A 25,341-nucleotide genomic window follows, 5' to 3' on the forward strand; every position below is an offset into this window, starting at 1 on the left:
TCCAGCCACGACATCGCAGGCAGGCGGAAAGCCTGCTCAAGACCTTTTTGCCACCTTTGCCGCAGCGCGTGGCAAGCCCGCAGGTACCGTGTTGGCGCTGCGTGACGAGGTCTTGACCTTCACCACCCGCAAGGCCCCTTCGCTGGCCAGCTTGTCGCGCATGCGACGTGTCATGGACTGGGTGCTCCCGTCCGGTGATGTGAACAGGAACAGCGTGCCATTCGGGCTGGCCCAGGTAAGCTGAGTGCGCACAGCCTTCTGGTTGGAAATGATTTCGACCCAGGCACCAATCACAAAATTGGCAAACGGGTCTGCAGGAGCATCGCCCGCTTCTGCGTTGGGTGACACCTCGGCCACTGTACTGTCAACACCTGCGGCTTCGCTGTCCAGCGCTGCCTGCCAGCTGTCTTCCGCAGGCATTTCGGAGCCCATGCTGTCAGGTGCATCAGCGAAGGCGTCCTCCTGCGGAAGCGGTATCGAGGTGCCTGAGGGCATGGGCATTTCAAAAGCGGACTGGTGCAAAGCCACCAGACGCTCCAGAAAGGCGCTGGTCTTTTCTGCCGGGTACTTGATGGTCTGCAAGCCCTCACGCAGCTTGGCCAGCATGTCGGGAATGGCCTGCGTCAGCCGCTCTGGCTCAGAACGGGTGAGCTCTGGCTGGGCACTCCACAGCAGCATGGGCACCAAGGCGAGGTACCCGCCCGGGTCGTCTTGCCCGCTGTCCGCATGGGTCACCTGGTCAAGCGCCACTACATCGGCCCACGGACCTGCAGCGAAATCCAGCACATCAGGCGGCACGTTGCCCATGTCGGGCAGCTTGCGAATATCGGTGGCAATCTTTTCTGCCAGCATGGCCCGCTGCTGCGTGCGCTGCCGGGCCCTCTGCTCAGCTGCCTCGCGCGCCTTCAGCCGCTGTTCCTGCGTTTCCCATGCGGAGTAAAGCGCCTTGAGCACTTTCTCGAAAGGCGTTGCATCCTTGATCTGGCTGGCTGCCAGATGGGTCACGGCCTCATTGACCAGTCTCACGAACTGGGCGAAACCGGGGGCATCTTCCGTTTTGAAGGCCAGGCTGCGCTGGGTCACCTCGTCAAGCAGACGCCGCGCCGGATGAGCGGTATCGGTAAAGAATCGCGGATCAAACCGCACCAGCTGTTTGAGTGCGGGCTCCAGGGTCTGCACCGCCTGCTGAATCGGGGGCAGCAGGCGCCCATCCTGGGCCAACGCAACCATCATTCTCCCCACCACATCAGCCGCCACTGCAGGTGACTCTGTAGGGGCCACAAAAGGCACGGTGTAGATGGGCTGCCCCAATTGGGTAGGCGTGCGCCATGCAGACAAAGGCGCATTCTGGCTCCCACCGGCAAGGCGGTTGACCAGACGCTCCAGCTGGGCCATATCTTCCATGGCGTCCGCCGCCACTGACGGGATCGCGCCATAGGCAGGGGTCATCACTGCAGGCCCCGTGGGCACAGCAACCGCACCCCCCACCCAGGCGGCCTGTGGCACCTGAGCCTGCACCCCGGGCGGCAGTTGCCCGGACTGCGAGGGGGCGCCACCGTAGCTTCGCGGATCAAAGGGATCACCACCCGCCAGCATCTGCCGCAGGATGCCCACCGTGAGGATGGCCTCTTCAGCTTCTACCGGCAGCGGCTGCTGCATGACGGGTTCGCCCTGCCAGCCCGTCTGGCCCGAATAGGCACGACCGTATCCCGTGGTACCGCCGTAACCGGTGTTGCCACCGTAACCGCTGCCTTGGCCGTAGCCCGTGGCATAGCCACCGCCATAGCCGGTGCCCATGCCTTGCGCAGCGCCATATCCTGTGCGCCCACCCGAGGGGGAACCCAGCACCGCATAGCCCACGGGCTCGACGCCTTGCTCGCGCAAGGTCTTGGCCATGCGCTTGTATTCACTCTCAAGCAGCTTGCCCAACAAGCCACGCATGTGCTGCATCCACAACTGGCGCACCTCTGGAGGGGCACCGGTTTCGGAAACAACCCGCTGCAGAGCACGAATGTAGTTTTCGGGACGTAGAGGGTTGCGCTCTGGCTGAACGCTACGCAGCCCTTGCGCAGAACTCACCAGGGTGTTGAGTTCTGCCAGCACAGCCTCCGTGGCGTGCACTGCCAGCTGCTGCGCGCGCGAGAGCTCCACCTGGTCCTGCATCTCGCTCTCGTCCATGAGGGAGAGCTCGCCAAAGTCCATGCCGGATTCGTCGGCAGGACGTGATGACTTGGCGTTGGAAGGCCCTTCGGCAAATATCTCCAGCAGCGCCATAGGGTAGCCCTTGACCATGGCCGCCTCATGCTGGCGCAAGATGCCCAGCGCGTCACTGATGGTGTTGCGCTGCTGGATGTTGCGAACTGAAGACTCCTCCTGGGTCAGCGCGTTGCGCGTGACTTCCAGCAATTTCTCCATGACCGTCTCGCCTTCGCGCACGGCACTGACGACGCAGGCGCGAAAAACAGTTCTCGAACGGGACGCTGCCTGAGACATGGTGAGTGGAAGAAATAGGAGTTTCCAGTTGCAATCCTACTCGAGGTGTAAGCGTATACCGACTTCCCGACCTATTACTTGAGAGCCTTGTAGCGGACACGCTTGGGCTTGGCACCCTCTTCGCCCAGGCGTTTCTTCTTGTCCGCTTCGTACTCTTGGTAATTGCCGTCAAAAAACGTCCATTGGCTGTCACCTTCGGCGGCCAGGATGTGGGTGGCAATACGGTCCAGGAACCAGCGATCGTGGCTGATGACCAACACCGTACCCGCATATTCCAGAAGGGCATCTTCCAGGGCGCGCAGCGTTTCCACGTCCAGATCGTTGGAGGGCTCGTCCAGCAGGAGCACGTTGCCGCCAGCGATCAGGGTCTTTGCCAAGTGCAGACGTCCGCGCTCACCACCGGAGAGCATGCCCACCTTCTTTTGCTGGTCGCCACCGTTGAAGTTGAAGCGACCGGCATAGGCACGGCTGGCCATCTGGAACTTGCCAATGTTGATGATGTCCAGACCGCCAGAGATGTCTTCCCACACGGTTTTTTCATCGGCCAGCGAATCCCGGGTCTGGTCCACATACGCCATCTTCACGGTGGAGCCGATGATGACTTCACCGGAATCAGGCTGCTCCCGACCCGCGATCAGTTTGAACAGGGTGGACTTACCAGCTCCGTTGGGGCCGATGATGCCGACGATGGCGCCCGCGGGAATGTTCATGCTCAGGTTGTCGATCAGGACTCGGTCACCAAAAGACTTGGTGACGCCCTTGAACTCGATCACCTGGGTACCCAGACGCTCTGCCACAGGAATGAAGATTTCCTGTGTCTCGTTGCGCTTCTGGTATTCGTAATCGCTCAGTTCCTCGAAGCGTGCAATACGCGCCTTGCTCTTGGCCTGACGGCCCTTGGCGTTTTGGCGCACCCACTCCAGTTCCTTTTTCAGAGCCTTGGCGCGGGCTTCTTCACCCTTTTGCTCCGACTCCAGACGTGCCTGCTTCTGGTCCAGCCAGGTGCTGTAGTTACCCTTGTAGGGAATGCCGTGGCCACGGTCCAGTTCCAGAATCCACTCAGCAGCGTTGTCCAGGAAGTAGCGATCGTGGGTGATAGCCACCACGGTGCCAGGGAAGCGATGCAGGAACTGCTCCAGCCAGTCCACCGACTCAGCGTCCAAGTGGTTGGTAGGTTCGTCCAGCAACAGCATGTCGGGCTTGGACAGGAGCAAGCGGCACAGCGCAATACGGCGCTTTTCACCGCCGGAGAGCACGCCGATCTTTGCGTCCCAAGGAGGCAGGCGCAGGGCATCTGCTGCGATTTCGAGCTGATGCTCAGAGTCTGTACCTGCCGTTGCGATGATGGCCTCCAGGCGGGCCTGCTCTGCGGCCAAAGCGTCAAAGTCTGCATCAGGCTCAGCATAGGCTGCGTACACATCTTCCAGCTTGGCCTTGGCGGCAAACACTTCGCCCATGGCCTCTTCCACACTCTCGCGAACGGTGTGCTCCAGGTTGAGCTGAGGCTCCTGGGGCAGATAACCAATCTTGATGCCAGGCATCGGAATGGCTTCGCCCTCGATTTCCTTGTCCACGCCCGCCATGATCTTCAGCAGTGTGGACTTGCCCGAGCCGTTCAGGCCCAGCACGCCAATCTTGGCGCCGGGGAAAAAGCTGAGGGAGATGTCCTTCAAGATCTGGCGCTTGGGAGGCACCGTCTTGCTGACACGATTCATCGAATAAACGTATTGAGCCATTGCTTGTCTAACCTGGAAAAGTGGGCAGAAATTCTGCGTTCAAAACAAGATTATCGGGCCATGCGACAATCATGGGCGTAACGGGCTCCAGTTGCTCGTGACATCAGCAGTTCGCTGGGGACGAAGGAATGCACTTCCGGGCTCCCAATCTTGAACCTCATCTGCCTGAGACTGGCTCGGCGACCCACCTCCGGTTGCGACGACAGGCCGATACCCGGCGCCCCGGACGGGCGCACTCAATGACATGAAATTTGAAGAACTGAATCTGGCCCCAGCCATTCTGAAGGCCGTGCTCGAGCAAGGCTACGAGACGCCCACCCCCATTCAGGCGCAGGCCATTCCTGCGGTGCTGGAGGGGCATGACCTCCTGGCAGGGGCACAGACAGGCACGGGCAAGACAGCTGCGTTCACGCTGCCCATGCTGCATCGCCTCGCACAAGGCACGGCACCGAAAAGCAAGTTCGGCGGCAAGGGGATTCGGGCGCTGGTCCTGACCCCTACCCGCGAGCTGGCAGCGCAGGTGGAAGAGTCGGTGCGTGACTACGGCAAGTACCTCGACATCAACTCCACCGTGGTGTTTGGCGGCGTGGGCATGAATCCCCAGATCGACCGTATCAAGCGCGGGGTGGATGTGCTGGTGGCCACTCCAGGTCGGCTCCTGGATCTGCAACAACAAGGCTTCCTTGACCTTTCCACGGTGGAAATCCTGGTGCTGGACGAAGCGGACCGCATGCTGGACATGGGATTCATCCACGATGTGAAGAAGGTGCTGGCCCTGGTACCCAAAGAAAAGCAAAGCCTGCTTTTCTCTGCCACCTTCAGCGACGACATTCGCGAACTGGCCAATTCTCTGTTGCGCAATCCCCAGAGCATCCAGGTGACTCCGCGCAACACGACCGTGCAGCGCATCACACAGGTGATTCATCCAGTTGGCCGCGGCAAGAAAAAGCAGGTTCTCCTGCACATCATCCAGCAGCACAACTGGAGCCAAGTACTGGTGTTCACCCGTACCAAGTTTGGTGCGAATAATGTGGCCGAATTCCTGACCAAGAATGGCGTGAGCGCCATGGCACTGCACGGAAACAAGAGCCAAAGCGCACGCACCCAGGCTTTGTCCGGCTTCAAGAGCGGAGAGATTCGCGCGCTGGTTGCTACCGACATTGCCGCACGTGGCATCGACATTGACGATCTGCCTCACGTCGTGAACTACGAGATTCCCAACGTGCCGGAAGACTATGTGCACCGCATCGGCCGTACAGGTCGCGCGGGCGCTACCGGTGAGGCCGTGAGCCTGGTCTGCATGGACGAAGAAGGCTTCATGATGGACATCGAGCGCTTCACCAAGCAGCAAATTCCAGTGCAGATGCTGGAAGGTTTTGGCCCAGAACCCGGAGAAAAGGCAGAACCCATTGCCATGGGCCGCCAGACCATCTGGGGAGGTGCAGGCAAGCCACCAAGCAGAGAAGTCATGCAAGCCGCAGCCAAAGCTGCGCGCACAGAAATGATGGATCGCATCCGCGCGAACAAGGCCACGCAGGGCCAGGGGGGCGAACGCGGTCCACGACAACCAGGCAACAACAACGGCAATGGGCAGCGCTCGGGCCGGGGTCCTCAAAATGCCAACACCGCCCGTGCAAGCGAGGGGAATGGCGGTAACGGTCAAAACCGCGGTCGCGGCAGAGGCCGCCCCAACCAGGGTGAGGGCAATCGCTATGACGACGCACAGCCCCCACGCATGAATGCTCACCTGGGCACTCACAGCGGGCACAGCAATCCTGGCCACCGCAGCTCTGGCCATTCATCCGGTCAGCCTGACCCGATGCGCACCAGCGTGGACAGCATGGCCGAGCGTGGTCGTCGCGGCGGCGGTGGTTACCGCGGTGGGAATGGCGGCGGCAATGGTGGAGGTTACGGCGGTGGAGGACGCGGAAATGGTCCTCGCGGCTCAGGAGGCCCACGCGGCTCTTTCAACCGTTGAGTGGGTGAATCGAGCGTCCCACCCGCGCCGTCATTCTGAAACGCCTGTCGCTGAGGTCTTATGGCCTTGGCGACAGGCGTTTTGTTTTGAACGTATGGAATACATGTCGGCTCAAGGAGGGGAAAGCACTTGCCATCACGCCACCGTTTGTCCCCACCGCCATTCCGCATGACCCGACGGCAGCTCGGGCGCAGCAATGAGTTCGGCAGCAACAGGTAACATCTGCCCCCATCTCGGTCAACCGACCGCTCCTGCAGCATTCGTACCATGATCCAGCGCTCCGTCAGCTCCCACATTCGCTCTGCAGCATCCGAGCACATCGCAGCCCCGCTTGTCTATGGCAAACGGCTGCAAATCGTTGCTGCAAGCGCGGCCGTTGCACTGGCTCTGGGCGCATGCAGCAGCACGCCCCTGCCGCCATGGCCCGCGCAGCCAGTCGCCAAGGCCCCGGCCGCGCTGCCTGCCCCTCTGCCCAAAACGCCCGCAGCTACGGCAAAGCCCGTTCCTGCGCCACTTGGCACGCCGCAGGCACGCTCTACAGAAGCCACCGCTACACCGGTCGCTCCGCCATCCGTCCTCAGCACACGTGTCGAAGCACCACTCACCCCACCCTACAGCCCCGCAGTATCCGCACGCTTCCCGGATCCCTCTGTGGTCTATAGCACCCCAGGCCTGGGGCGGGATAGGCGCGCATTCACGACCAACGCCGAGCTGGGCCAATGGCTCTCAGATCTGACAGCACTTCAATCGGGCAACAGTACACGCCCTCAGTTACTTCATCTCGGCACATCGCAGAGCGGCACACCCATCTCCGGTCTGTTGCTGACAAGAGCCAAATCAGCAAGCCCTGCAGCGCTGGAAACCGCTGGTCGCCCTACCGTGGTGATGGTGGGGCAACAGCACGGCGATGAGCCGGCAGGGGCAGAAGCCCTGCTGATCATTGCGCGTGAACTGGCCCCAGGGGGGCTTCTGGAACCCCTGCTGGACAAAATCAACGTCATCGTCGTACCGCGGGCCAATCCGGACGGGGCCGAGGCAGGCACCCGAACCACAGCCAACGGCATCGACATGAACAGAGATCACCTGCTTCTCAACACCCCCGAGGCCAGGGCGATTGCCAAGCTGGTGCGCGATTACCGCCCCATACTGGTGGTAGATGCACACGAATACACCGTGGTGGGCCGCTTTCTTGAGAAGTTCAACGCAATTCAGAAATACGACGCTCTTCTTCAGCACACCACCACAGCAAACTACCCGGAATTCCTGACCAAGGCATCCTTGGAGTGGTATCACAGCCCCATGGTGGGAGCACTCAAGGAACAAGGCTTGAGCAGTGAGTGGTACTACACCACATCCACCAACAAAGATGACAAAGCCATTTCCATGGGCGGCACGCAACCCGACACGGGACGCAACGTCCATGGCCTCAAGAATGCAGTCAGCCTGCTGATCGAAACCAGAGGCGTGGGCATCGGTCGCAATCACATTCAGCGACGCGTTCATACCCAAGTCATTGCCATGGCCAGTGCTCTGCGCAGCACAGCAGACAAAGCCGGACCACTGGAACAGGTGCGATCTTTTGTGGTGCGCGACACCACTGCACAAGCTTGCCGCGATCAGGTCACGATTGAAGCCACTGCTACTCCAGAACAGCGTGACCTCACTTTCTTGGACCCTGCCACGGGTGAAGATCGTGCGATTCGTGTCGACTGGAACTCCTCACTGAAGCTGCGCGCACTGCAAAGCCGTGCTCGCCCCTGCGGTTACTGGCTGAATGCCAATACGACCTCCGCGGTGGAACGGCTCAAACTGATGGGTGTACAGGTCATGCGGGTAGCCGAAGCCGGTTCCCTGCTCGCTGAAAAGTACCAGGAAACCGGCCGGGAAGTAGCCGAACGCCGAGATGTGCGTGGCACCATCGCAGGCAGCTTCGATATCGTGCGCGTCAACGTAACACCTGCAAGGACCGCGATTGATGTACCGGCAGGCAGCTACTACGTGCCATTGAACCAACCATTGGCCAATATCGCGATCGCTGCGCTAGAGCCCGATACACAGAACAGCTACTTTGCCAATCGATTGATCGAGGCGCTGGACGATACGGCACGAGTCATGTCCACGCCATCGCTGGTTTTTGAGGAAACAGACTGACCACGCATCACGTGGAGAAGCCTCCATGCCTCTCCGCAGAGGTTATGATCTTGGGCTTGACACTGAGGTCAAACTCAATGCTTTACCTGCCCGTAGCTCAACTGGATAGAGCAATTGCCTTCTAAGCAATAGGTCGGGGGTTCGAGTCCCTCCGGGCAGGCCAAAAGGGAATCTCATACAGTCTCTCGGACTCTCAAAACCCGCATGTTCCCTGGCATGGCGGGTTTTTTGTTGTCTGGGGTGCGCTCTCGCAAGCGTGGCGTCTGATGAATGAACGACGATGGAAACATGCTTGATGACCCCGGTCCTCTTGCAGAAAGCCCAGCTCACCTCTTGCATGCAAAGAAGATTTAAGAAAACCTTAACCCAATGCAACCCCAAGCAATGATGGCAGTGCTGATGGAAAACGGAACAGCACTGGCTTACCGGCTAGCAGCGTATTTTTTGCTGAATATGGCCGACGAGGCGGCACTGATAGCCATCATGTTCTGCTGAGAGACTTGTCAAAGTCCGCCGCCAAAACAAATCCAGAACACGAAGTTCTTCTCGAATCAAAGCCGCCAAAAGAAGGACAGAAAACAAAAAGCCTGCAACGCTTTTGACGTTGCAGGCTTTGTATTTTGGGGTGGCTGATGGGACTCGAACCCACGACGACAGGAATCACAATCCTGGACTCTACCAACTGAGCTACAGCCACCGTAGACTCATATTATAACCCAAAAATGAGGCCAGATTTCATTTGTTCAGAATCAGAACTCAAAGCGCGGCCGCCTGAGGGCGGGCTGGCTTGATCTGAACCTTGAAGCGCTCCTTGAGCATTTCATAGTAGGCATAGCCCTCTGCTGTGGTCCACCACTGCTGCAGCTGCTGGCGTTGCTGGGCAGCTTGCTGAGGGTCTGCCGCCTCACGCGGCACGATACGCAGCACCTTGACCAGCGCAAAGCCCTGCGCACCCAAATCGGCCACTGCCCAGCCCGGCAAAGAATCTGGAGCCACCCGAAGGGCTGCATCTACCACCGCACGAGGCTGGCTTTGCGACTGGTCGCGCGAGACGGTCACGGCAGCCGACAAACCAGAAACAGCAGAAGCATTAGAGGACCATGCTGCTTTTTTGGATTCAGCCTCCTTGCGAGCCAATTCAAGTGCTTTTTCCTGCACAAACAGGGTACGTGCGCGTGCACTGACCTCCTCCAGAGGGAGGGTACGAGCAGGTGAATATGCGGCAATACGACCTGCTGCCAACTGGCTAGGGCCTACTTCAATAGCACTAGTGTTGCGCTTGCCTTCCAGCGAATCACTGGCAAACAGCGCCTCAATCAACTTGGGATTGGCCAGGGGACCTGTGGCACCCGCAGCAGGTGCCCGTGTCACGCCAGTTGCCGTTTGAATCTTGAGCTTGAGACTATCTGCCACCGGCTTGAGACTGTCGGGCTGTTCGTACACGGTATTGGTAAATGTCTCAGCCACTTCCGCAAACTTGCGCTGCGCTTGCTGCTGCTTGAGCTCTGCTTCCAAGCTAGCGCGCAGCTCTTCAAAGGTGGGCTGACGGGGAGTTTTGATGTCGGTCAGCAAGATGATGTGGTAGCCGAAGTCAGACTCCACTACATCGCTGATATCTCCCTTTTTCATGGTGAATACGGCGTCTTCAAATGGTTTGACCATGGCACCGCGGCCGAAAAAGTTCAAATCCCCGCCTGCACTGGCAGAGCCGGTATCTTGAGAGGACTTTTTGGCGACATCGGCAAACGAAGCAGGCGCCTTGCGCACCTGGGCAAGCAGCTCTTCCGCACGTGCCTTGGCTTTTTCCCGCTCGGCAGCAGGAGCATCCTTGGACGCATTGATCAGGATATGGCTCGCACGGCGCTCTTCCTTGGCAGCCAGACGGGTCAGGTTTTCCTTGTAGTACGTGCGGAGATCATCCTCGTTGACTCGGATACCAGCCTTCACACTGTCGAGATCCAGCACCACGTACTCCACGGATGCCTGCTCTGGCTGCTGGAAACGCGAGGCATTGGCTTTGTAAAAGGCCTCAATGTCGGCGTCGCTGGGATTGACCTGCTTCGCAAAGTCAGCCGCATTGAAGTTCACCACCTGAATTTCGCGACGCTGATACAGAGAATCAAATGCGAGACGGGTCGCAGTGTCGGTGGCAAAGGTGGAACCAATGACCCCACCCATGACTTGATTGAGGGAGAGTTCGCGGCGAACGTTGGCCTCAAAACCCTCGGGGGTCAGACCTTGCGCCCCCACCAGCGCCCGGTAAGCCTCCGCATCCAGTGAGCCATCGGCACGCTTGAGTGATGCAATAGCGGGGATTTCTTGCAGCGAGCGGGCGAGACGGGCATCGCTGGTGACCAGATGAGCGCTTTGCGCAGCGGCTGCAAAGACACGATCACGTACCAGCCTCTCCAGTGTGGCGTAACGCGCCTGAGGCGTATCCAGCAGCTTGGGGTCTACGTTGGGAGACTGCGCACGAATGCGATCTGTCTCGGTGCGGTGCGCATTGTCCCAGTCAGCCTGCGTGATTTTTTGGCCATCGACACGTGCCACCACCGGGCTCTTTTCAGAGAAGTAGTTGCTGTTGATACCTACCAGAACAAACGAAGGAATGACCAGCAAGAACAACAAGAACATCACGATCTTGGAATGCTTGCGGATAGCTTCAAACATGGCTGATCTTTCAGTGACAAAAAGAAAAGGCGAACTTTCGTTCGCCTTTGTTTGTTGGTGGTGGGTCCTGACGGTCTCGAACCGCCGACCTACTCCGTGTAAAGGAGCCGCTCTACCAACTGAGCTAAGGACCCAGCCTAAAACAATTTCAGTTCACAGCATCTTTCAATGCTTTACCTGGACGGAACTTTGGAACTTTAGCAGCTTTGATTTTAATCGCAGCGCCCGTACGGGGATTGCGACCAGTGCGCGCAGCACGCTTGCCCACCGCAAATGTACCAAAACCAACCAGCGATACGGTGCCACCCTTCTTCAGGGTCTTCTTGACGGCTTCAATGGTCGACTCCAGAGCGCGTGCAGCGGCTGCCTTGGAGATGTCGGCATTGTTAGCAATGTGCTCGATCAGTTCGGTTTTGTTCACAAGAAGCCTCTCGGGAATAACGTTGATGGAATTGTGTCGTGGTATCTGGTCTTCACACGTCTGCCAGCCTGATGCTTGAGGCTTGATTTACAAGACGGGGGAATGACTGGCGTACACAGCATGGTCTGCTGCATCAGATTAAAGCCATCGACTTTCCAAGTGTCAATACAGCACGCCATGTTGCGGCGGCAGTGCATGAATTCTAGTCGCATTTCGAGGCGCTACCGGGCAGAAGCGCCGTTTTTGTGTCAATCACGCCGCATGCGCGCCTATACCGATTGACACCCACACGGGTGGTCCATCGAACGCCTTGGATGACTTGGTCGTTCCGGGACGATACCGATCAACGCACCCGCGCACGGATCTCCGGGAGGGCTTTCTGAAGGTAATAAACCATCGACCACACGGTCAATACCGCAGATGCCCAGATCAGCCATGTGCCCCAGACGCCGGTGTCAATGACACCGAACAGCCGTCCGTCGTACAGCAGAAATGGAATAGCCAGCATCTGCACCGTCGTTTTGACCTTGCCGATCATGTGCACCGCGACGCTCTTGCTCGCGCCGATCTGGGCCATCCATTCGCGCAGGGCAGAAATGGCGATTTCGCGGCCGATGATGATGAGTGCCACAAACACGTCGGCCCGCTGCAGATGCACCAGCACGAGAAGGGACGCACACACCAGAAACTTGTCGGCTACGGGATCGAGAAACGCGCCAAAAGAAGAGGTCTGGTTGAGCTTTCGCGCGAGGAAGCCGTCAAGCCAGTCGGTGGCGGCGAACACCACGAACATCACTGTGGCGATCAGGTTGCGTGTGGCCGGATCGACAGGCGCATAGAACACCCCCACGATCAAGGGTATCGCGACGATGCGCGTCCAGGTCATCAGGGTGGGGATAGTCCAGAACATGGACGCAATTGTGTCATGCACCCGGCACTGCCGCGCCGTCTCTACAAATCTTCACGCAAGGGATTCGCCACGCGCGAATGGACGGGCAAGTGTGCGCAGCGGAGCGGGATGGGCTGCAAGGCACACAATGCAGCAATAGCCGCAGCAACACCCCAGCCCACAGATGCAAACGGCGCTGATTCATGTAAGGGTTACAGGCCCTCAGCGAAGCGCCCGGTAGATTTCTTCAGCCAGTTCGCGAGAAATACCCTCCACCGAAGCGAGGTCGTCCACGCTGGCCGCAGCCACCCCGCGCACACCACCAAAGCGCTGCAGCAAGCGCGCACGTTTTTTGGGCCCAATGCCGGGAATCTCTTCCAGCTGGCCACCACCCACTCGCACCTTGGCGCGCGCAGCGCGCATCCCCGTGATGGCGAAGCGATGCGCCTCGTCGCGAATCTGAGCCACCAGCATGAGGGCTGCCGAGTCTTTGCCGAGATAGACCTTCTCGCGCCCATCGGCAAACACCAGCTCCTCCAGTCCCACCTTGCGCCCTTCGCCCTTTTCCACTCCCACGATGCGGGTCAGGTCCAGCCCCAGGGCGGTAAACACTTCGCGGGCCACAGCTACCTGCCCCTTACCACCGTCAATCAACACCAGGTCGGGCAGGCGCGCCACGCCTTTGGGCTTGACTTCACCAGCAGCACTGCGGGTATCAGAGGGCGACTCGGCGGCAAAGTCGATGCCTCCGGCTTCGCGCGCGGCTTCCGCCACCTTGCTGTAGCGGCGGGTCAGCACCTGGCGCATCGCGGCATAGTCGTCGCCTCCGGTAATGCCTTCGATCTTGTAGCGGCGGTATTCGCTGCTTTGCATCTTGTGATGATGGAACACCACGCACGATGCCTGCGTAGCCTCGCCCGCCGTGTGCGAGATGTCAAAGCATTCGATGGTGAGCTCGTCCAGATCGTCGGGCGGCAAGTCCAAGGCTTCAGCCAGTGCACGCGTGCGCGCCTGCTGCGAGCCCTCCTCCGCCAGCAGCCGCGCCAGCTGCAAGTCGGCATTCTTCTGAGCCATCTCCAGCCATGCCCGGCGCTGCTCTCGCGGCTGTTGGATGGCGTTGATGCGCACACCCGTCTGCTCAGACAGTGCCTCCAGCAACGCTTTGTCCACCGCCACACCGGTGATCAGCAAAGGTGGCACCGGGACACCCGTGTAGTGCTGGGCAATGAAAGCCTCCAGCACCAGCGCCTCCACAGGCCGCGAACGTGCAGGTGGTGGCACCGCGTCTGCAGAGCCTGATGCTGTGGGTGCGTCGGCAGACACGCCATCAGCCTCTTCCGCCCCCTCTGCGCTGTAGACAGCGGCGGCATCCTCCACATGCACCGGAAAGTAAGGCCGGTCGCCCAGATGGCGGCCCCCGCGCACCATGGCCAGGTTCACACAGGCGCGGCCACCCAGCACCTTCACGGCCAGGATGTCTGCATCCTTGTCATCGGCCGTCTCAATGGCCTGCTGGTGCAGCACGCGTGACAAAGCCTGGATCTGGTTGCGCACCTCTGCAGCCTGCTCAAACTCCAGCTTGTCGGAGTGGGCCATCATGCGCTGCTCCAGCACCTTGAGCAGCTCCTGCGTTTCGCCGCGCAGCATGGCCTCTGCGTTCTGCACATCGGCGGCATATGCCTCGGGCGAGATCAGATCAACGCAAGGCCCGGTACAACGCTTGATCTGGTAGAGCAGACAAGGCCGGGTGCGGTTGGCAAATACGGTGTCTTCGCAGGTGCGCAGCCGAAACACCTTTTGCAAAAGCTGGATGGTCTCCTTCACCGCCCAGGCGCTGGGATACGGGCCGAAGTAGCGGTGCTTTTTGTCCACCGCCCCGCGGTAGTAGGCCATGCGGGGGTAGACCTGACCCGGTGCATCCGCATCCCGGGTTGCGCCGTTGGCCACGCCGGTGATCTTGAGGTAGGGATAGCTCTTGTCGTCCCGAAACAGGATATTGAACTTGGGGTTCAGCGTCTTGATGAGGTTGTTTTCCAGCAGCAACGCTTCGGCCTCGGAGCGCACGACGGTGGTCTCCATACGTACGATCTTGCTGACCATGTGACCGATGCGAGTGCCGCCATGGTTTTTCTGAAAGTAGCTGGAGACACGGCGCTTGAGGTTGAGCGCCTTGCCCACATACAAGAGGCCATCCTGCGCGTCAAAGTAGCGATACACCCCTGGCAGGGCGGGCAGCGCAGCCACCTGCGCCAGAAGTTCTTCGGAATGCACATCAGACATGGCGCGTATTGTGGCGGCAAGCGCCACAGCCGCGCTGTATGCAGGGCTCTGCTCACCGCCCCGTTACAGAGGAGGATTCACTGGCATAAGCATCTGCGTTTGCTATCAAGTCAATAGCTGCCTGCGCTCTATCTTTCAGCCTTGGCAGCCATTTTGATGCAAAAGACTACTCGGCTTCGATTTTGGATGCCTTGACCACCGTGGCCCAGCTGCTCCAGTCGGCCTTCACCTTGTCGGCCAGCTGGGCCGGGCTTTGGTAGTCGGCAGCAGCGCCCTGCTCCTGCGCCTTTTGCTGGAAGGCGGGGTTTTGCACCACCGCACGGATGTCCGCGGTGAGCTTGTCCACCACGGGCTTGGGTACGGCCGCTGGTGCAAATACGGCAAACCATGATGTGGCGTCCACCTTGGGATAGCCCGCCTCGGCGGTGGTGGGCACATCGGGCAGGCTGGGCAGGCGCTGTTTGCCCGTCACGGCCAGCACCCGCAGCTTGCCGCTGGCAATGTGCGGCATGAACGGTGGCGCGGTGCCAAAGGTCAGGTCCACCTGGCCACCCAGCAGGTCCTGCAACGCTGGGCCGGTGCCTTTGTAGGGCACGTGCACCATCTTGATCCCGCCCTGCTGCTCCAACATGGCCCCTGTGACGTGCTGCAGCGAGCCGTTGCCTGACGAAGCGTAATTGAGCTTGCCGGGGTTGGCCTTGGCATAGGCCATCAGCTCGGGCAGCGTCTTGATGGGCAGGTCGGCCCGCACCACGATGATCTGGGGCGCGGAGATGACATTGGCCACCGGCTGAAAATCAGACAACTCCCACTGCTTTTGCTTGGTGATGTGCGGCGAGATGACGTGGTAGCCCGAGTACTGCATCAGCAGCGTGTAACCATCGGCCTCTGCACGCTTGACCGCCCCCGCAGCAATGTTTCCATTGCCACCGCCCTTGTTGTCGACAATGACCGACTGCCCGAGCGCAGGGCCCAGCGCCTGGGCGAGCATGCGGGCGGACAAATCCGTGGTGCCGCCTGCCGCTGTGGGCACCACCAGCGTCACAGTTTTGCTGGGGTAGTTTTGAGCCCAGGCTTGGCCCGAGAGGCCGACGGTCAGACTGGTAGTCAGCACGCTCACTGCGAAGAGCGTAAGTTTTCTGCGAGAAGAATGCATGCTATGTCTCCTGAATCGTTATGGATGAATCGATCTGCTGGGCCGTGAACCCACCCCGAAACGCCTCTAGGGATGTCCTGCATAACCCTCGCGAGTCGGTGGTAGTGCGGATCGGGACAGGCCGCAAGGCGTCTTTTTGCAGCCAATAGCCCGGCTATTGGCAAGAAAAGCAACACAGCGGACGGCCCGAGGCCGCGCTATCACAGACCGCAGGGAGTTATGCAGGACATCCCTGGGGCATCAGTCCACCGTGGCTCCGGTTTCCTTCACCACACGGCTCCACTTGGGCAAGTCAGACTGCACCAGCGCGGCCAGTTGGGCGGCCGTGCCCTTGAAGGGCTCGCAGCCCACCGTCGCCAGCTTGTCCACCACGTCTTTGTGCTCCAGCGTGCGGGCCACTTCGGCCTGCAGCAAAGCCACGATGGGCGCTGGCGTGCCTGCCGGGGCAAACAGGGCATACCACGGGGCCTGGCCAAAGCCTTTCAGGGTCTCGCCAATGGTGGGCGCATCGGGCAGCGCGGCCACGCGCTTTTCGTTCACCACGCCCAACACCTTGAGCTTGCCCGCCTTGATGAAGGCAATGGCCGAAGGCAGGCTCTGCACCGACAGCGGCACCTGCCCGCCCACCACGTCCGTGGCGGCCGCCGCAGAGCCCTTGTAGGGAATGTGCTGCAGTTGAATGCCTGCGGCTTTTTGCAGCATCTCGCCAATCAGATGGTTGAGCGTGCCATTGCCAGCGGAAGCAATGGAGTACTTGCCGGGGTTGGCTTTGGCCAGGGTCACCAGTTCGGCCACGTTGTTGGCAGCAAACGATGGATGGGCCACCAGCACATAGCCCGCCGTGGCTACCGGAGCCACAGGCGCAAAGTCCTTCACCGGGTCAAACCCCGGGTTCTTGTAAAGCGCGGGGCCAATCACATGGGCGCTGTCTGCCGTCAGCAGCAGGGTGTATCCGTCATTGCGCGCCCGTGCAGTGGCTGCGGTGGCCAGGGTTCCGCCTGCGCCAGGGCGGTTTTCCACAATCACGCTCTGGCCCAGTTGCTCGGTCAGCTTCTGCGCCACCACACGCGCAATCGCATCGTTGGCACCGCCTGCGGCCTGCGGCACCACCACGGTGATGGGTTTGGAAGGGAACTTGTCTTGCGCCATGCCTGCTGCAGCGGCAGAGCACAACACGGCCGCGGTGAAAAGGCGGCGGGATATCGCAACATCGATCATGGCTTTGTCTCCTTGTTTTATCGGGGGATGCACTGAGAAATCATTTCAGGCGCAGTGGAGGGCCTGCGCGCATTCATCTTCCGTTCACCACGCACTCAACGCGACAGGGCCCGTTCACGGATGGCCTCAAAGTCTGCAGGCACCGGGTGCAATGCCAGCCGGGGGCCCGCCTTGGCAATCTGGCTCGGAATGTCGTGCCCGATGAGGGCTGGCAACTGCTGGGCTGCGGCGAGCAACAGGGGCAGGTCCACCCCCGTGTCAAACCCCATCAGCGCCAGGGCATGCACCACCTCTTCGCTGCACACATTGCCGCTGGCACCCGGCGCATAAGGGCACCCCCCCAATCCACCCAGGGAAGCGTCCAGCCGGTCTGCTCCGGCGTCCAGCGCGGCCAGTGCGTTGGCCAGGCCCATGCCGCGGGTGTTGTGGAAATGCAGCGTGAACGCCACCCCAGGCCAGCGCGCACGCGCAGCCGCCGTGATCTGGTGCACCTGGCTGGGGTAGGCCATGCCCGTGGTGTCGCACAGGGTGATGCCGGGCACGCCCAGGTCCACAAACCGCTGCACCCAGGCCCACACATCTGCGGCAGGCACATCGCCCTCCATAGGGCAGCCAAATACGCAAGACAGCGACACATTCACCGCCACGCCAGCGTCTTGCGCCAGCGCCACCACCTGTGCCAGGGCGGCAAACGACTGCGCCTGCGTCATGCGCAGATTGGCCAGGTTGTGCGTGCTGCTCACCGACATGACCAGGTTGAGCTCGTCCGTGCGCGCCTCAATGGCCCGCTCCGCACCGCGCGCATTGGGCACCAGCGCGCTGTACACAGTGCCTGGGCGGCGTTCGATTTCACGCATTACGATCTCGGCATCCCGCAGGGACGGGATGGCCGTGGGCGAGGTGAAAGACGTCACCTCCACCTTGGCAAAGCCCGCAGCCGACAGTGCGTTGGCCAGCGCAATCTTCTCCTCGGTCGGCACAAACACCTTCTCCATCTGCAGGCCATCCCGCAGGCCCACTTCATGCAGATAAACGCGGCGGCCCGCCCCTTGCCAAGGGCTGGAGTCGTTGCCCTGCGGATGGTTGTGGAGTGGCGTGTTTGGCATGTTCATTGAATGACCCCCTTGCTGCGCAACAGCGCAATCTGCTCAGCGCTCAGCCCCGCCTCTGCCAGCACGGCATCCGTGTCATCGCCCAGGTGGGGTGCACTGCTGCGAATGGTGCCGGGGGTGGCCGACAGCTTGGGCACGATGCCCGGCACTTCCACGCTGTAGCCGTCGCGCGTCTGCTGGGTCAGCAGCATGTCGCGGGCGCGGTAGTGGGGGTCTTCGGCAATGTCTTTGGCGGTGTAGACCTTGCCTGCGGGCACGCGCGCGGCGGCCAGGGCGTCCAGCACCTGCTGCACCATGCGCTCTGCGCTCCAGGCACCAATGGCGGCGTCAATCTCCTCCACCCGGGCCACGCGCCCTGCGTTGGTGGCCAGGTCTGGGGCCTGACCCAGATCACTGCGGCCAATGGCATCCATCAGCCGCTTGAAGATGCTGTCGCCATTGCCTGCCACCAGCACCCAGCCGTCCTGGCAGGGGTAGGCATTGCTGGGCGCAATGCCCGGCAGGGCGCTGCCGGCGGCTTCGCGCACGGCACCAAAGGCGCTGTACTCGGGAATCAGGCTTTCCATCACGTTGAACACCGCCTCGTGCAGCGCCACATCAATCACCTGCCCTTTGCCACCGTTGACCTTGCGGTGGTACAGCGCAGTGAGCACGCCAATGGTGCCGTGCAAGGCCGCCAGCGTGTCGCCAATCGACACCCCCACCCGCACCGGCACACGGCCCGGTTCGCCCGTCAGGTGGCGCAGGCCACCCATGGCCTCGCCGATGGCTCCAAAGCCTGGCAGGTCGCGGTACGGCCCTGTCTGCCCGTAGCCGGAAATGCGCAGCATCACGAGGCCAGGGTTGAGCTTGTGCAGTTCCTCGGGCGACATGCCCCAGCCTTCCAGCGTGCCAGGGCGAAAGTTCTCGACCAGCACATCGGCCTCGGCAATCAGCTGGCGGGCGATGTCCTGGCCTTCCTTTTGGCGCAGGTCCAGCGCCACCGAGCGCTTGTTGCGCGACTGCACCTGCCACCAGACGGAGGTGCCTTCCTTGATGAGACGCCAACCTCGCAACGGATCGCCCGCGCCCGGGGCTTCGATCTTGATCACATCGGCACCAAACTCGCCCAGCGTCTTGCCGCAAAAAGGCCCCGCAATGAGCTGCCCCATCTCGATCACCCGCACACCCTGGAGTGCGGCGGGGCTGGTGGCAAGGGATATGGGCGACGGCGTGACCATGCGGTGGGCTCTCCTGCAAATGAATTCCGAAATCTGTGGGCCGCATCATCCGCACATCGCCCCAAGGCGCAAAACGCTCATGCGCGAAGTTGCCATCGCAAACCGGCATGGCACAGTTACGATCTGCACACCATGAAACTCGATCCCCTCTCCTTGCGCCTGTTTGTGGCCGTGATGGAAGAAAGCACGATTGCCGCCGCGGCTGAGCGCGAGCACATTGCAGCCTCGGCCGTCAGCCGCCGCCTGGCGGATCTGGAAGAAGCCCTGCATGTCGAGCTTTTCACGCGTAGCAACCGGGGCACCACCCCTACCGCCGCGGCCTTTGCACTGCTGCATCTGGCGCGTGGCGTGCTCAATGACCTGGACGGCATTGCCAGCCAGATGCGCGAGTACGGCAGCGGCGTGCGCGGCCATGTGCGGGTGGTGGCCAACATCTCGGCCATCACGCAGTTTCTGCCCGCGCAGCTGCAGAGCTTCATGGCGCTGCACCCGCAGGTGGATGTGCGACTGCAGGAGCAGATCAGCACCGCCATTGCGACCTCGGTCGCCGAAAACGCGGCCGACATTGGCATCCTGAACGACGGGGACTACGGAGATCGGGTAGTGCTGCTGCCCTACCGCACCGACGAGCTGGTGCTGGTGATACCGGCTGACCACCCCCTAGCCCGGCGCAAGGCTGTGCGCCTGGGCGAAGCCCTGGCTTACGACTTTGTGGGAGCCCATCCGGGCAGCGCCATCAACAACCAGCTGACCCAGGCAGCTGCGCAAGCGGGCCTGCCGCTGAAGCTGCGCATTCAGGTCACCAGCTACGACGCGCTGTGCCTGATGGTGAACGCAGGCCTGGGCGTGGGCGTGATGCCCCGGGGCAGCGCGGCGCTGTACAAAGGCACGCTGGCGCTGCGCTGCATCACCCTGAACGAGCCCTGGGCGCACCGGCACCTCAAGCTCTGCGTGCGCTCGCAAGAATCTCTCTCCAGCGTGGGGCGCCTACTGGTGGACCACCTGCGCACCCCGGCAGAGGCTGCGGCATGACCCCACCATCTGCCCCGATCCCGGCCCTGCAGTGGGATGTGTTCTGCCAGGTCATCGACAACTTTGGTGACATTGGCGTGTGCTGGCGGCTGGCATCGCAACTGGCTGCGCAAGGGCAGCGCGTGCGCCTGTGGGTGGACGACGCATCAGCCCTGGCCTGGATGGCCCCGAACGGCTGCCCAGGCGTGGAGCTGCGCGACTGGCACGCCCCACCGCCCAGCCTGCAGGAGCCTGCTACCGATGTGATGGTCGAGGCCTTCGGTTGCGAGATTGCTCCTGATTTCATAGCTGCCTGCGCCCATCGTACAAGCGCTGGAGCCCCAAAACCCGTGTGGATCAATCTGGAGTACCTGTCGGCCGAGAGCTACGTGGAGCGCAACCACAAGCTGCCTTCGCTCATCCTGTCCGGCCCCGCGCAGGGGTGGACGCGCTGGTTCTTCTACCCAGGCTTTACCCCGGCCACAGGGGGGCTGCTGCGCGAGGTGGATTTGATGGACCGATGCCAGGAGTTTGATGCGCCCACCTGGCGCAGTCAGCACCTGCACAAGAATGGCGACCTGGGCCGCCAGGCCCGCTGGATGTCCCTGTTCTGCTACGAGCCCCCCGCCCTGCCCCAGTGGCTACGCCTGTGCGAGAGCGCCCCCGTGCCCACGCACCTGCTGGTAGCCCCGGGGCGCCCCACCCAGGCAGTGCAGGCAGCGCTCGACCCACCTGCGGGCTTTTCAGATCAAAATGACCTGCAAGCCTTATCTGACAAGCGCGGGCAGCTATACATTTCATACCGCCCGCACTGCCCCCAATCGGCCTTTGACGAACTGCTGTGGGCCTGCGACTTCAATGCCGTGCGGGGCGAAGATTCGCTGGTGCGTGCGCTGTGGGCCGGCAAGGCTCTGGTGTGGCACATCTATCCGCAGGACGACAACGCCCACCATGCCAAGCTGCATGCGTTTCTGGACTGGCTGCAGGCCCCTGCATCGCTGCGGCAGTTTCACTGCACCTGGAACGGCCTTGACGAGGCCCCTCTGCAGTGGCCGGACGACGCCACCCTGGGCGAGTGGACGGCCTGCGTGCAGGCCGCCAGGGCGCGGTTGCTGACGCAAGACAAGCTTGTGGCGCAACTTTTGGGCTTTGTATTGGAAAAACGGTAAAATCCGAGGCTTTGCGCAAATCCACCGCGGCACCCTCATGCCCGCGACCGCGCACTTCCGCCGCGGAACATGCGCCGGCAGGTGTAGCCCCACCCGGCACCCCGCCCGCATTGAGCGGCCCCAACCCAAGCAATCAGCTATGAAAATCGCTCAAGAAATCCGCGCCGGCAACGTCATCATGCACGGTAAGGACCCCATGGTCGTCCTGAAGACCGAATACGCCCGCGGCGGCCGCGGTGCAGCCACCGTGCGCATGAAGCTCAAGAGCCTGATCGGCAACTTCGGCACCGAAAACGTGTTCAAGGCCGACGACAAGATCGACAACGTGATCCTGGACAAGAAGGAGTGCACCTACTCCTACTTTGCCGACCCCATGTACGTGTGCATGGACACCGAATACAACCAGTACGAAGTGGAAGCCGAAAACATGGGCGACGCACTGAACTACCTGGAAGACGGCATGGCGCTGGAAGTGGTGTTCTACGACGGCAAGGCCATCTCCGTGGAACTGCCCACCAGCGTGGAGCGCGAAATCACCTGGACAGAACCCGCCGTCAAGGGCGACACCTCTGGCAAGGTCATGAAGCCTGCCAAGATCGCTACCGGCTTTGAAGTGGCTGTGCCCCTGTTCGTCTCCCAAGGCGACAAGATCGAAATCGACACACGCACTGGCGAATACCGCAAGCGCGTCTGATCAATAGATCATTGACACAACAGGGCTTGCCGCCCCGCCCAGCACCACCAGCAACCGCTGGCTGCCGTGGCAAAAAAGCACAACAAGGAGCCCGCGTGGCTCCTTTTTTTATCCGCTCGTCCTGCTGCCCTGCGCAACGGAGCCTGATGGAACGCAGCCGCTGGCAACATTGAGGGCTTTGCTGGCGGGCGCGCTGCCCGCCGCCCTTCCAAGCCCTTGCACTGTGCAGCCCACTCAGCTCCATCAGCCCACTGAGCCCCCGGCTCTGCCCACCTTTGCCGAGCGCACCCGCGAACACCTGTACGCGATCGTGCACCGCTGGCCAGGGCATTGTCAGCCCCACGAGCAGCTGCAAGCGCCCGACCAGTCCTTGGCCGCAGATGAAAACCCTGCGGAAGTGTTGGCACTGGGGTACCTGGCGGATCTGCGCCTGCGGTTCGTGTTCACCCAACCCGGCACCGAAGGGGTGGCGCTGGCGCGCGCCTCCGATCTTGCCCGGCTGGACCTGACACCCACCAAAGCACTGGCCCTGGCCACCCTGCATCTGCGCCAGAAGGCCGACGGACCCACCCTGGTTCAGCAATCCAACGGCACTTTCAAGCTGCAAGCCCCGCACCACCTCTTGCTCGAAAGCCATCTGCTGGACCGAACTTTCTGGAAAGGTCTGCTTGCGCGCTTTCCGGCGGGGATGGTGCTTGCCATGCCCCGCAGGGGCTGCATGCTGCTGGCGGCGGCCGATGACACTGTCGCGCAAGGGCATTTGTTCGACGAGGCCGATGCGCTGTTTGCCGCAGCAGGCCCCCAGCGTCTGTCGGGCTGCCTGCTGCGTTTTGACCAGACAGGCTGGCGCCTGCATGTGCGGCTACCCTCCTCACTCAAACCCACACGGCGCAAGCGCAAACGCCGAAGCACCGATGCACCTCAGACAACAGGCCAGACGGAAAGGGAAAACGCCCGGCCCCACGATGCAGAGAACGCGCTACCGAGCACCCGCCGATCACCCCGGAGACTGCGCCAGGACCAGCACAGCATTGCAGACTCTCACCTGGTGACCACGGGCATGCAGCACGTTGCCGTGGCAGGGCTGCTGTTCCTGCTGGCAGCGCTGCTATGGGGTCTGGCTCCAGGGACACGAGGCCATTGGGCTCCGCTGCTGGGTTGCGCCGCTGGTGCGCTGGGTGCTGCTGGTTCCGTGCGGCTGGCCTATGGGCTCGGACGCATGCCATCCACCGCGCTGTTGTATGCGGTGGTGTCCTTCACCCCGTTGGCCAATGTGTTGCTGTGGGCCACACTCAGCCATTCTGGCTTGAGCGGGCTGCGCGCTGCAGGCTGGCATCCGTCCTGGCGCACCCTGCTGCCCTGAGTCTGGGGCTTTTTTCAGCTGCAGAGCCCATTGATTTCAACCATCACCACATTCCCATGTCCGCCTGGCTTCTTCACTTCCCCTGGGTGCTTCCCGCCTGCGCCGCAGCCGCCGGGTTGCTGACCTGGCTGTGGACACGCAAGCAGGAACACGAACCCGAAGTCAATGAACTGCTGATGGACTTCGGGACACTGATGGGGCTGGCCCTTCTTTGCTCCTACGGGCTCTTCTCGCTGCGCTAGCGGAAATGCCCGACGGTCTGCCTCAGATGGGCAAGGCCACCAGGTCATGCCCTTGCACGCCCACAATGCGTGCCTTCGTGAACTCGCCCACCTTCAAGGTCTTGCTGATCTTTTCAGGGGGCAGCAGCTGCACGGTGCCGTCGATCTCTGGCGCATCGGCATAGGTACGCCCCACGCCGCCCTTGCGCCCCATGGCGGGGGCATGGTCCACCAGTACCTGCATGGTGGCACCCACCCGGCGCTGCAGCTTGGCGATGGAGACCTCTTCAGCCACGGCCATGAAGCGGGCGCGGCGCTCCTCACGCACTTCCATCGGCAGCATGCCGGGCAGCTCGTTGGCGGCAGCGCCGTTCACATCGCTGTAGGCAAAGCAGCCAGCGCGGTCAATTTGCGCTTCGCGCAAAAAGTCCAGCAGGTGCTGGAATTCCTCTTCCGTCTCGCCAGGAAAGCCCGCAATGAAGGTGCTGCGAATGACGATCTCAGGGCAGGCTTCGCGCCAGCGCTGGATACGCTCCAGGTTCTTTTCACCACTGGCGGGGCGCTTCATGCGCTTGAGCACGTCAGGATGGCTGTGCTGGAAAGGCACGTCGAGATAAGGCAGCACATGGCCCGAGGCCATGAGCGGAATCACCTCGTCCACACTAGGGTAAGGGTATACGTAGTGCAACCGCACCCACGCACCGTAGGGAGCTGCAATTTCGCCCAGAGTCTGCACCAGCTCCAGCATGCGGGTCTTCACCGGCTTGCCGTCCCAGAAGCCCGTGCGGTACTTCACGTCCACACCATAGGCCGAGGTGTCCTGGCTGATCACCAGCAGCTCTTTGACGCCCCCTTCAAACAAGGCCTTGGCCTCACTGAGCACATCGCCCACGGGGCGCGAGACCAGATCGCCACGCATGGAGGGGATGATGCAGAACGTGCAACGGTGGTTGCAACCTTCGCTGATCTTCAGGTAGGCATAGTGCTTGGGCGTGAGCTTGATACCCGCCACGCCAAAGCCACCGGGCACCAGGTCAACGAATGGATCGTGTGGCTTGGGCAAGTTCAAGTGAACCGCATCCATCACCTCTTGCGTGGCATGGGGGCCGGTCACAGCCAGCACGCTGGGGTGCATCTCGCGCACCAGGTTGCCGCCGCTTTCTCCAGCCCGGGCTCCCAGGCAGCCCGTGACAATCACCTTGCCATTCTCGGCCAGCGCCTCGCCAATGGTGTCCAGGCTTTCCTTGACGGCATCGTCAATGAAGCCGCAGGTGTTGACGATCACCAGATCGGCCCCCTGGAAGGTCTTGGAAGTCTCGTACCCTTCAGCGCTCAGTTGCGTGAGGATGAGTTCGGAATCGGTCAGGGCCTTGGGGCAACCCAGGCTGACAAAGCCGACTTTGGGTGTTTTGGTGGGGGCAATTGCTTCGCTCATAACCGCGTATTGTCCCAGTTCCGGCCTCTGAGCGGGAGATGCCCCCTTTTATGCAGGTGCCTGCGGTCCAGCGAACCTGGGGATTCCAATAACAACGAGGCCTGCACAACCCCGGGCGAGCCTC

19 protein-coding genes and 3 tRNA genes are annotated in these 25,341 nt (G+C 61.5%); 9 read left to right on the forward strand and 13 right to left on the reverse strand.

Translation table 11 applies throughout. From position 1 onward, the window contains the following. Positions 1–36: 36 nt before the first annotated feature. Together AACH87_RS14975 and ettA are read right to left on the reverse strand one after the other, a co-directional pair. The gene (locus tag AACH87_RS14975; RefSeq protein ID WP_338795281.1) at positions 37–2,493 is read right to left on the reverse strand and encodes a DUF1631 family protein; all 2,457 of its coding nucleotides are present in this window, start codon (positions 2,491–2,493) and stop codon (positions 37–39) included. Positions 2,494–2,567: 74 nt separating this feature from the next. Next, on the reverse strand, positions 2,568–4,229 hold the full coding sequence (gene ettA / locus AACH87_RS14980; RefSeq protein WP_338795282.1) for an energy-dependent translational throttle protein EttA: 1,662 nt from the start codon (positions 4,227–4,229) through the stop codon (positions 2,568–2,570). A gap of 244 nt (positions 4,230–4,473) precedes the next feature. Here ettA and AACH87_RS14985 point away from each other — a divergent pair, with 244 nt between their 5' ends. The 4 genes from AACH87_RS14985 (at position 4,474) to AACH87_RS15000 (ending at position 8,853) form a co-directional block, all read left to right on the forward strand. After that, positions 4,474–6,207 carry a DEAD/DEAH box helicase gene (locus AACH87_RS14985; protein WP_338795283.1) on the forward strand — a complete coding sequence of 578 codons (1,734 nt, stop codon included), beginning with the start codon at positions 4,474–4,476 and terminating at the stop codon, positions 6,205–6,207. 267 nt (positions 6,208–6,474) lie between these two features. Next, positions 6,475–8,358 carry a M14 family metallocarboxypeptidase gene (locus AACH87_RS14990; RefSeq protein WP_338795284.1) on the forward strand — a complete coding sequence of 628 codons (1,884 nt, stop codon included), beginning with the start codon at positions 6,475–6,477 and terminating at the stop codon, positions 8,356–8,358. A gap of 86 nt (positions 8,359–8,444) precedes the next feature. Next, positions 8,445–8,521 (forward strand) — tRNA-Arg (locus AACH87_RS14995). Positions 8,522–8,727: 206 nt separating this feature from the next. Then, positions 8,728–8,853 carry a hypothetical protein gene (locus AACH87_RS15000; protein WP_338795285.1) on the forward strand — a complete coding sequence of 42 codons (126 nt, stop codon included), beginning with the start codon at positions 8,728–8,730 and terminating at the stop codon, positions 8,851–8,853. 126 nt (positions 8,854–8,979) lie between these two features. On the opposite strand, the gene AACH87_RS15005 is transcribed toward AACH87_RS15000, so the two are convergent. The 10 genes from AACH87_RS15005 to AACH87_RS15050 all read right to left on the reverse strand — a co-directional run bounded on the left by AACH87_RS15005 (position 8,980) and on the right by AACH87_RS15050 (position 19,324). Continuing rightward, positions 8,980–9,055: transfer RNA gene (locus AACH87_RS15005), tRNA-His, on the reverse strand. Between the two features lie 59 nt (positions 9,056–9,114). Next, positions 9,115–11,028, reverse strand: a complete 1,914-nt coding sequence (locus AACH87_RS15010; protein ID WP_338795286.1) for a SurA N-terminal domain-containing protein — start codon at positions 11,026–11,028, stop codon at positions 9,115–9,117. Positions 11,029–11,086: 58 nt separating this feature from the next. Further along, positions 11,087–11,162 (reverse strand) — tRNA-Val (locus tag AACH87_RS15015). A gap of 14 nt (positions 11,163–11,176) precedes the next feature. Beyond that, complete coding sequence (locus AACH87_RS15020; protein ID WP_044396762.1) at positions 11,177–11,449, reverse strand: HU family DNA-binding protein; 273 nt, start codon at positions 11,447–11,449, stop codon at positions 11,177–11,179. 343 nt (positions 11,450–11,792) lie between these two features. After that, complete coding sequence (gene pgsA, locus AACH87_RS15025; RefSeq protein ID WP_338795287.1) at positions 11,793–12,359, reverse strand: CDP-diacylglycerol--glycerol-3-phosphate 3-phosphatidyltransferase; 567 nt, start codon at positions 12,357–12,359, stop codon at positions 11,793–11,795. A gap of 201 nt (positions 12,360–12,560) precedes the next feature. Beyond that, complete coding sequence (gene uvrC, locus AACH87_RS15030; protein ID WP_338795288.1) at positions 12,561–14,618, reverse strand: excinuclease ABC subunit UvrC; 2,058 nt, start codon at positions 14,616–14,618, stop codon at positions 12,561–12,563. Between the two features lie 166 nt (positions 14,619–14,784). Further along, positions 14,785–15,774 carry a tripartite tricarboxylate transporter substrate binding protein gene (locus AACH87_RS15035; RefSeq protein WP_338795289.1) on the reverse strand — a complete coding sequence of 330 codons (990 nt, stop codon included), beginning with the start codon at positions 15,772–15,774 and terminating at the stop codon, positions 14,785–14,787. Positions 15,775–16,014: 240 nt separating this feature from the next. Continuing rightward, entirely contained in the window at positions 16,015–16,923 is a 909-nt protein-coding gene (locus AACH87_RS15040; protein ID WP_338798977.1) for a tripartite tricarboxylate transporter substrate binding protein, read from the reverse strand. Positions 16,924–17,087: 164 nt separating this feature from the next. Continuing rightward, positions 17,088–18,098 (reverse strand): hydroxymethylglutaryl-CoA lyase, encoded by a 1,011-nt coding sequence (locus AACH87_RS15045; protein ID WP_338798978.1) that lies wholly within the window; start codon positions 18,096–18,098, stop codon positions 17,088–17,090. Positions 18,099–18,100: 2 nt separating this feature from the next. Continuing rightward, positions 18,101–19,324 (reverse strand): CoA transferase, encoded by a 1,224-nt coding sequence (locus AACH87_RS15050; RefSeq protein WP_338795290.1) that lies wholly within the window; start codon positions 19,322–19,324, stop codon positions 18,101–18,103. A 132-nt stretch (positions 19,325–19,456) separates the two neighbouring features. Between AACH87_RS15050 and AACH87_RS15055 the strand changes: the two genes are divergently transcribed. The 5 genes from AACH87_RS15055 to AACH87_RS15075 all read left to right on the forward strand — a co-directional run bounded on the left by AACH87_RS15055 (position 19,457) and on the right by AACH87_RS15075 (position 23,803). Beyond that, complete coding sequence (locus AACH87_RS15055; RefSeq protein ID WP_338795292.1) at positions 19,457–20,356, forward strand: LysR family transcriptional regulator; 900 nt, start codon at positions 19,457–19,459, stop codon at positions 20,354–20,356. Then, entirely contained in the window at positions 20,353–21,504 is a 1,152-nt protein-coding gene (gene earP, locus AACH87_RS15060) for an elongation factor P maturation arginine rhamnosyltransferase EarP (RefSeq protein ID WP_338795293.1), read from the forward strand. The genes AACH87_RS15055 and earP overlap by 4 nt, the downstream gene beginning before the upstream one ends. A 139-nt stretch (positions 21,505–21,643) precedes the next feature. Further along, positions 21,644–22,198: an elongation factor P gene (efp, locus tag AACH87_RS15065; RefSeq protein WP_338795294.1), complete on the forward strand. Its 555-nt coding sequence runs from the start codon at positions 21,644–21,646 to the stop codon at positions 22,196–22,198. 223 nt (positions 22,199–22,421) lie between these two features. Beyond that, positions 22,422–23,561 (forward strand): hypothetical protein, encoded by a 1,140-nt coding sequence (locus AACH87_RS15070; protein WP_338795296.1) that lies wholly within the window; start codon positions 22,422–22,424, stop codon positions 23,559–23,561. Positions 23,562–23,617: 56 nt separating this feature from the next. Then, positions 23,618–23,803, forward strand: coding sequence for a hypothetical protein (locus AACH87_RS15075; RefSeq protein WP_338795297.1), 186 nt, complete (start codon positions 23,618–23,620; stop codon positions 23,801–23,803). Positions 23,804–23,825: 22 nt separating this feature from the next. On the opposite strand, the gene rimO is transcribed toward AACH87_RS15075, so the two are convergent. Next, positions 23,826–25,217, reverse strand: a complete 1,392-nt coding sequence (rimO, locus tag AACH87_RS15080; protein ID WP_338795298.1) for a 30S ribosomal protein S12 methylthiotransferase RimO — start codon at positions 25,215–25,217, stop codon at positions 23,826–23,828. Positions 25,218–25,341 lie beyond the last annotated feature (124 nt).

Source organism: Acidovorax sp. DW039 (genome assembly GCF_037101375.1).
Taxonomy (GTDB): domain Bacteria; phylum Pseudomonadota; class Gammaproteobacteria; order Burkholderiales; family Burkholderiaceae_C; genus Acidovorax.

Bases quoted from the DNA above. Each gene is read 5' to 3' on its own strand.
- AACH87_RS14975 (WP_338795281.1), bottom strand. From the start codon at position 2,493: ATGTCTCAGGCAGCGTCCCGTTCGAGAACTGTTTTTCGCGCCTGCGTC.
- ettA (WP_338795282.1), bottom strand. From the start codon at position 4,229: ATGGCTCAATACGTTTATTCGATGAATCGTGTCAGCAAGACGGTGCCT.
- AACH87_RS14985 (WP_338795283.1), top strand. From the start codon at position 4,474: ATGAAATTTGAAGAACTGAATCTGGCCCCAGCCATTCTGAAGGCCGTG.
- AACH87_RS14990 (WP_338795284.1), top strand. From the start codon at position 6,475: ATGATCCAGCGCTCCGTCAGCTCCCACATTCGCTCTGCAGCATCCGAG.
- AACH87_RS15000 (WP_338795285.1), top strand. From the start codon at position 8,728: ATGCAACCCCAAGCAATGATGGCAGTGCTGATGGAAAACGGAACAGCA.
- AACH87_RS15010 (WP_338795286.1), bottom strand. From the start codon at position 11,028: ATGTTTGAAGCTATCCGCAAGCATTCCAAGATCGTGATGTTCTTGTTG.
- pgsA (WP_338795287.1), bottom strand. From the start codon at position 12,359: ATGTTCTGGACTATCCCCACCCTGATGACCTGGACGCGCATCGTCGCG.
- uvrC (WP_338795288.1), bottom strand. From the start codon at position 14,618: ATGTCTGATGTGCATTCCGAAGAACTTCTGGCGCAGGTGGCTGCGCTG.
- AACH87_RS15035 (WP_338795289.1), bottom strand. From the start codon at position 15,774: ATGCATTCTTCTCGCAGAAAACTTACGCTCTTCGCAGTGAGCGTGCTG.
- AACH87_RS15040 (WP_338798977.1), bottom strand. From the start codon at position 16,923: ATGGCGCAAGACAAGTTCCCTTCCAAACCCATCACCGTGGTGGTGCCG.
- AACH87_RS15045 (WP_338798978.1), bottom strand. From the start codon at position 18,098: ATGCCAAACACGCCACTCCACAACCATCCGCAGGGCAACGACTCCAGC.
- AACH87_RS15050 (WP_338795290.1), bottom strand. From the start codon at position 19,324: ATGGTCACGCCGTCGCCCATATCCCTTGCCACCAGCCCCGCCGCACTC.
- AACH87_RS15055 (WP_338795292.1), top strand. From the start codon at position 19,457: ATGAAACTCGATCCCCTCTCCTTGCGCCTGTTTGTGGCCGTGATGGAA.
- earP (WP_338795293.1), top strand. From the start codon at position 20,353: ATGACCCCACCATCTGCCCCGATCCCGGCCCTGCAGTGGGATGTGTTC.
- efp (WP_338795294.1), top strand. From the start codon at position 21,644: ATGAAAATCGCTCAAGAAATCCGCGCCGGCAACGTCATCATGCACGGT.
- AACH87_RS15075 (WP_338795297.1), top strand. From the start codon at position 23,618: ATGTCCGCCTGGCTTCTTCACTTCCCCTGGGTGCTTCCCGCCTGCGCC.
- rimO (WP_338795298.1), bottom strand. From the start codon at position 25,217: ATGAGCGAAGCAATTGCCCCCACCAAAACACCCAAAGTCGGCTTTGTC.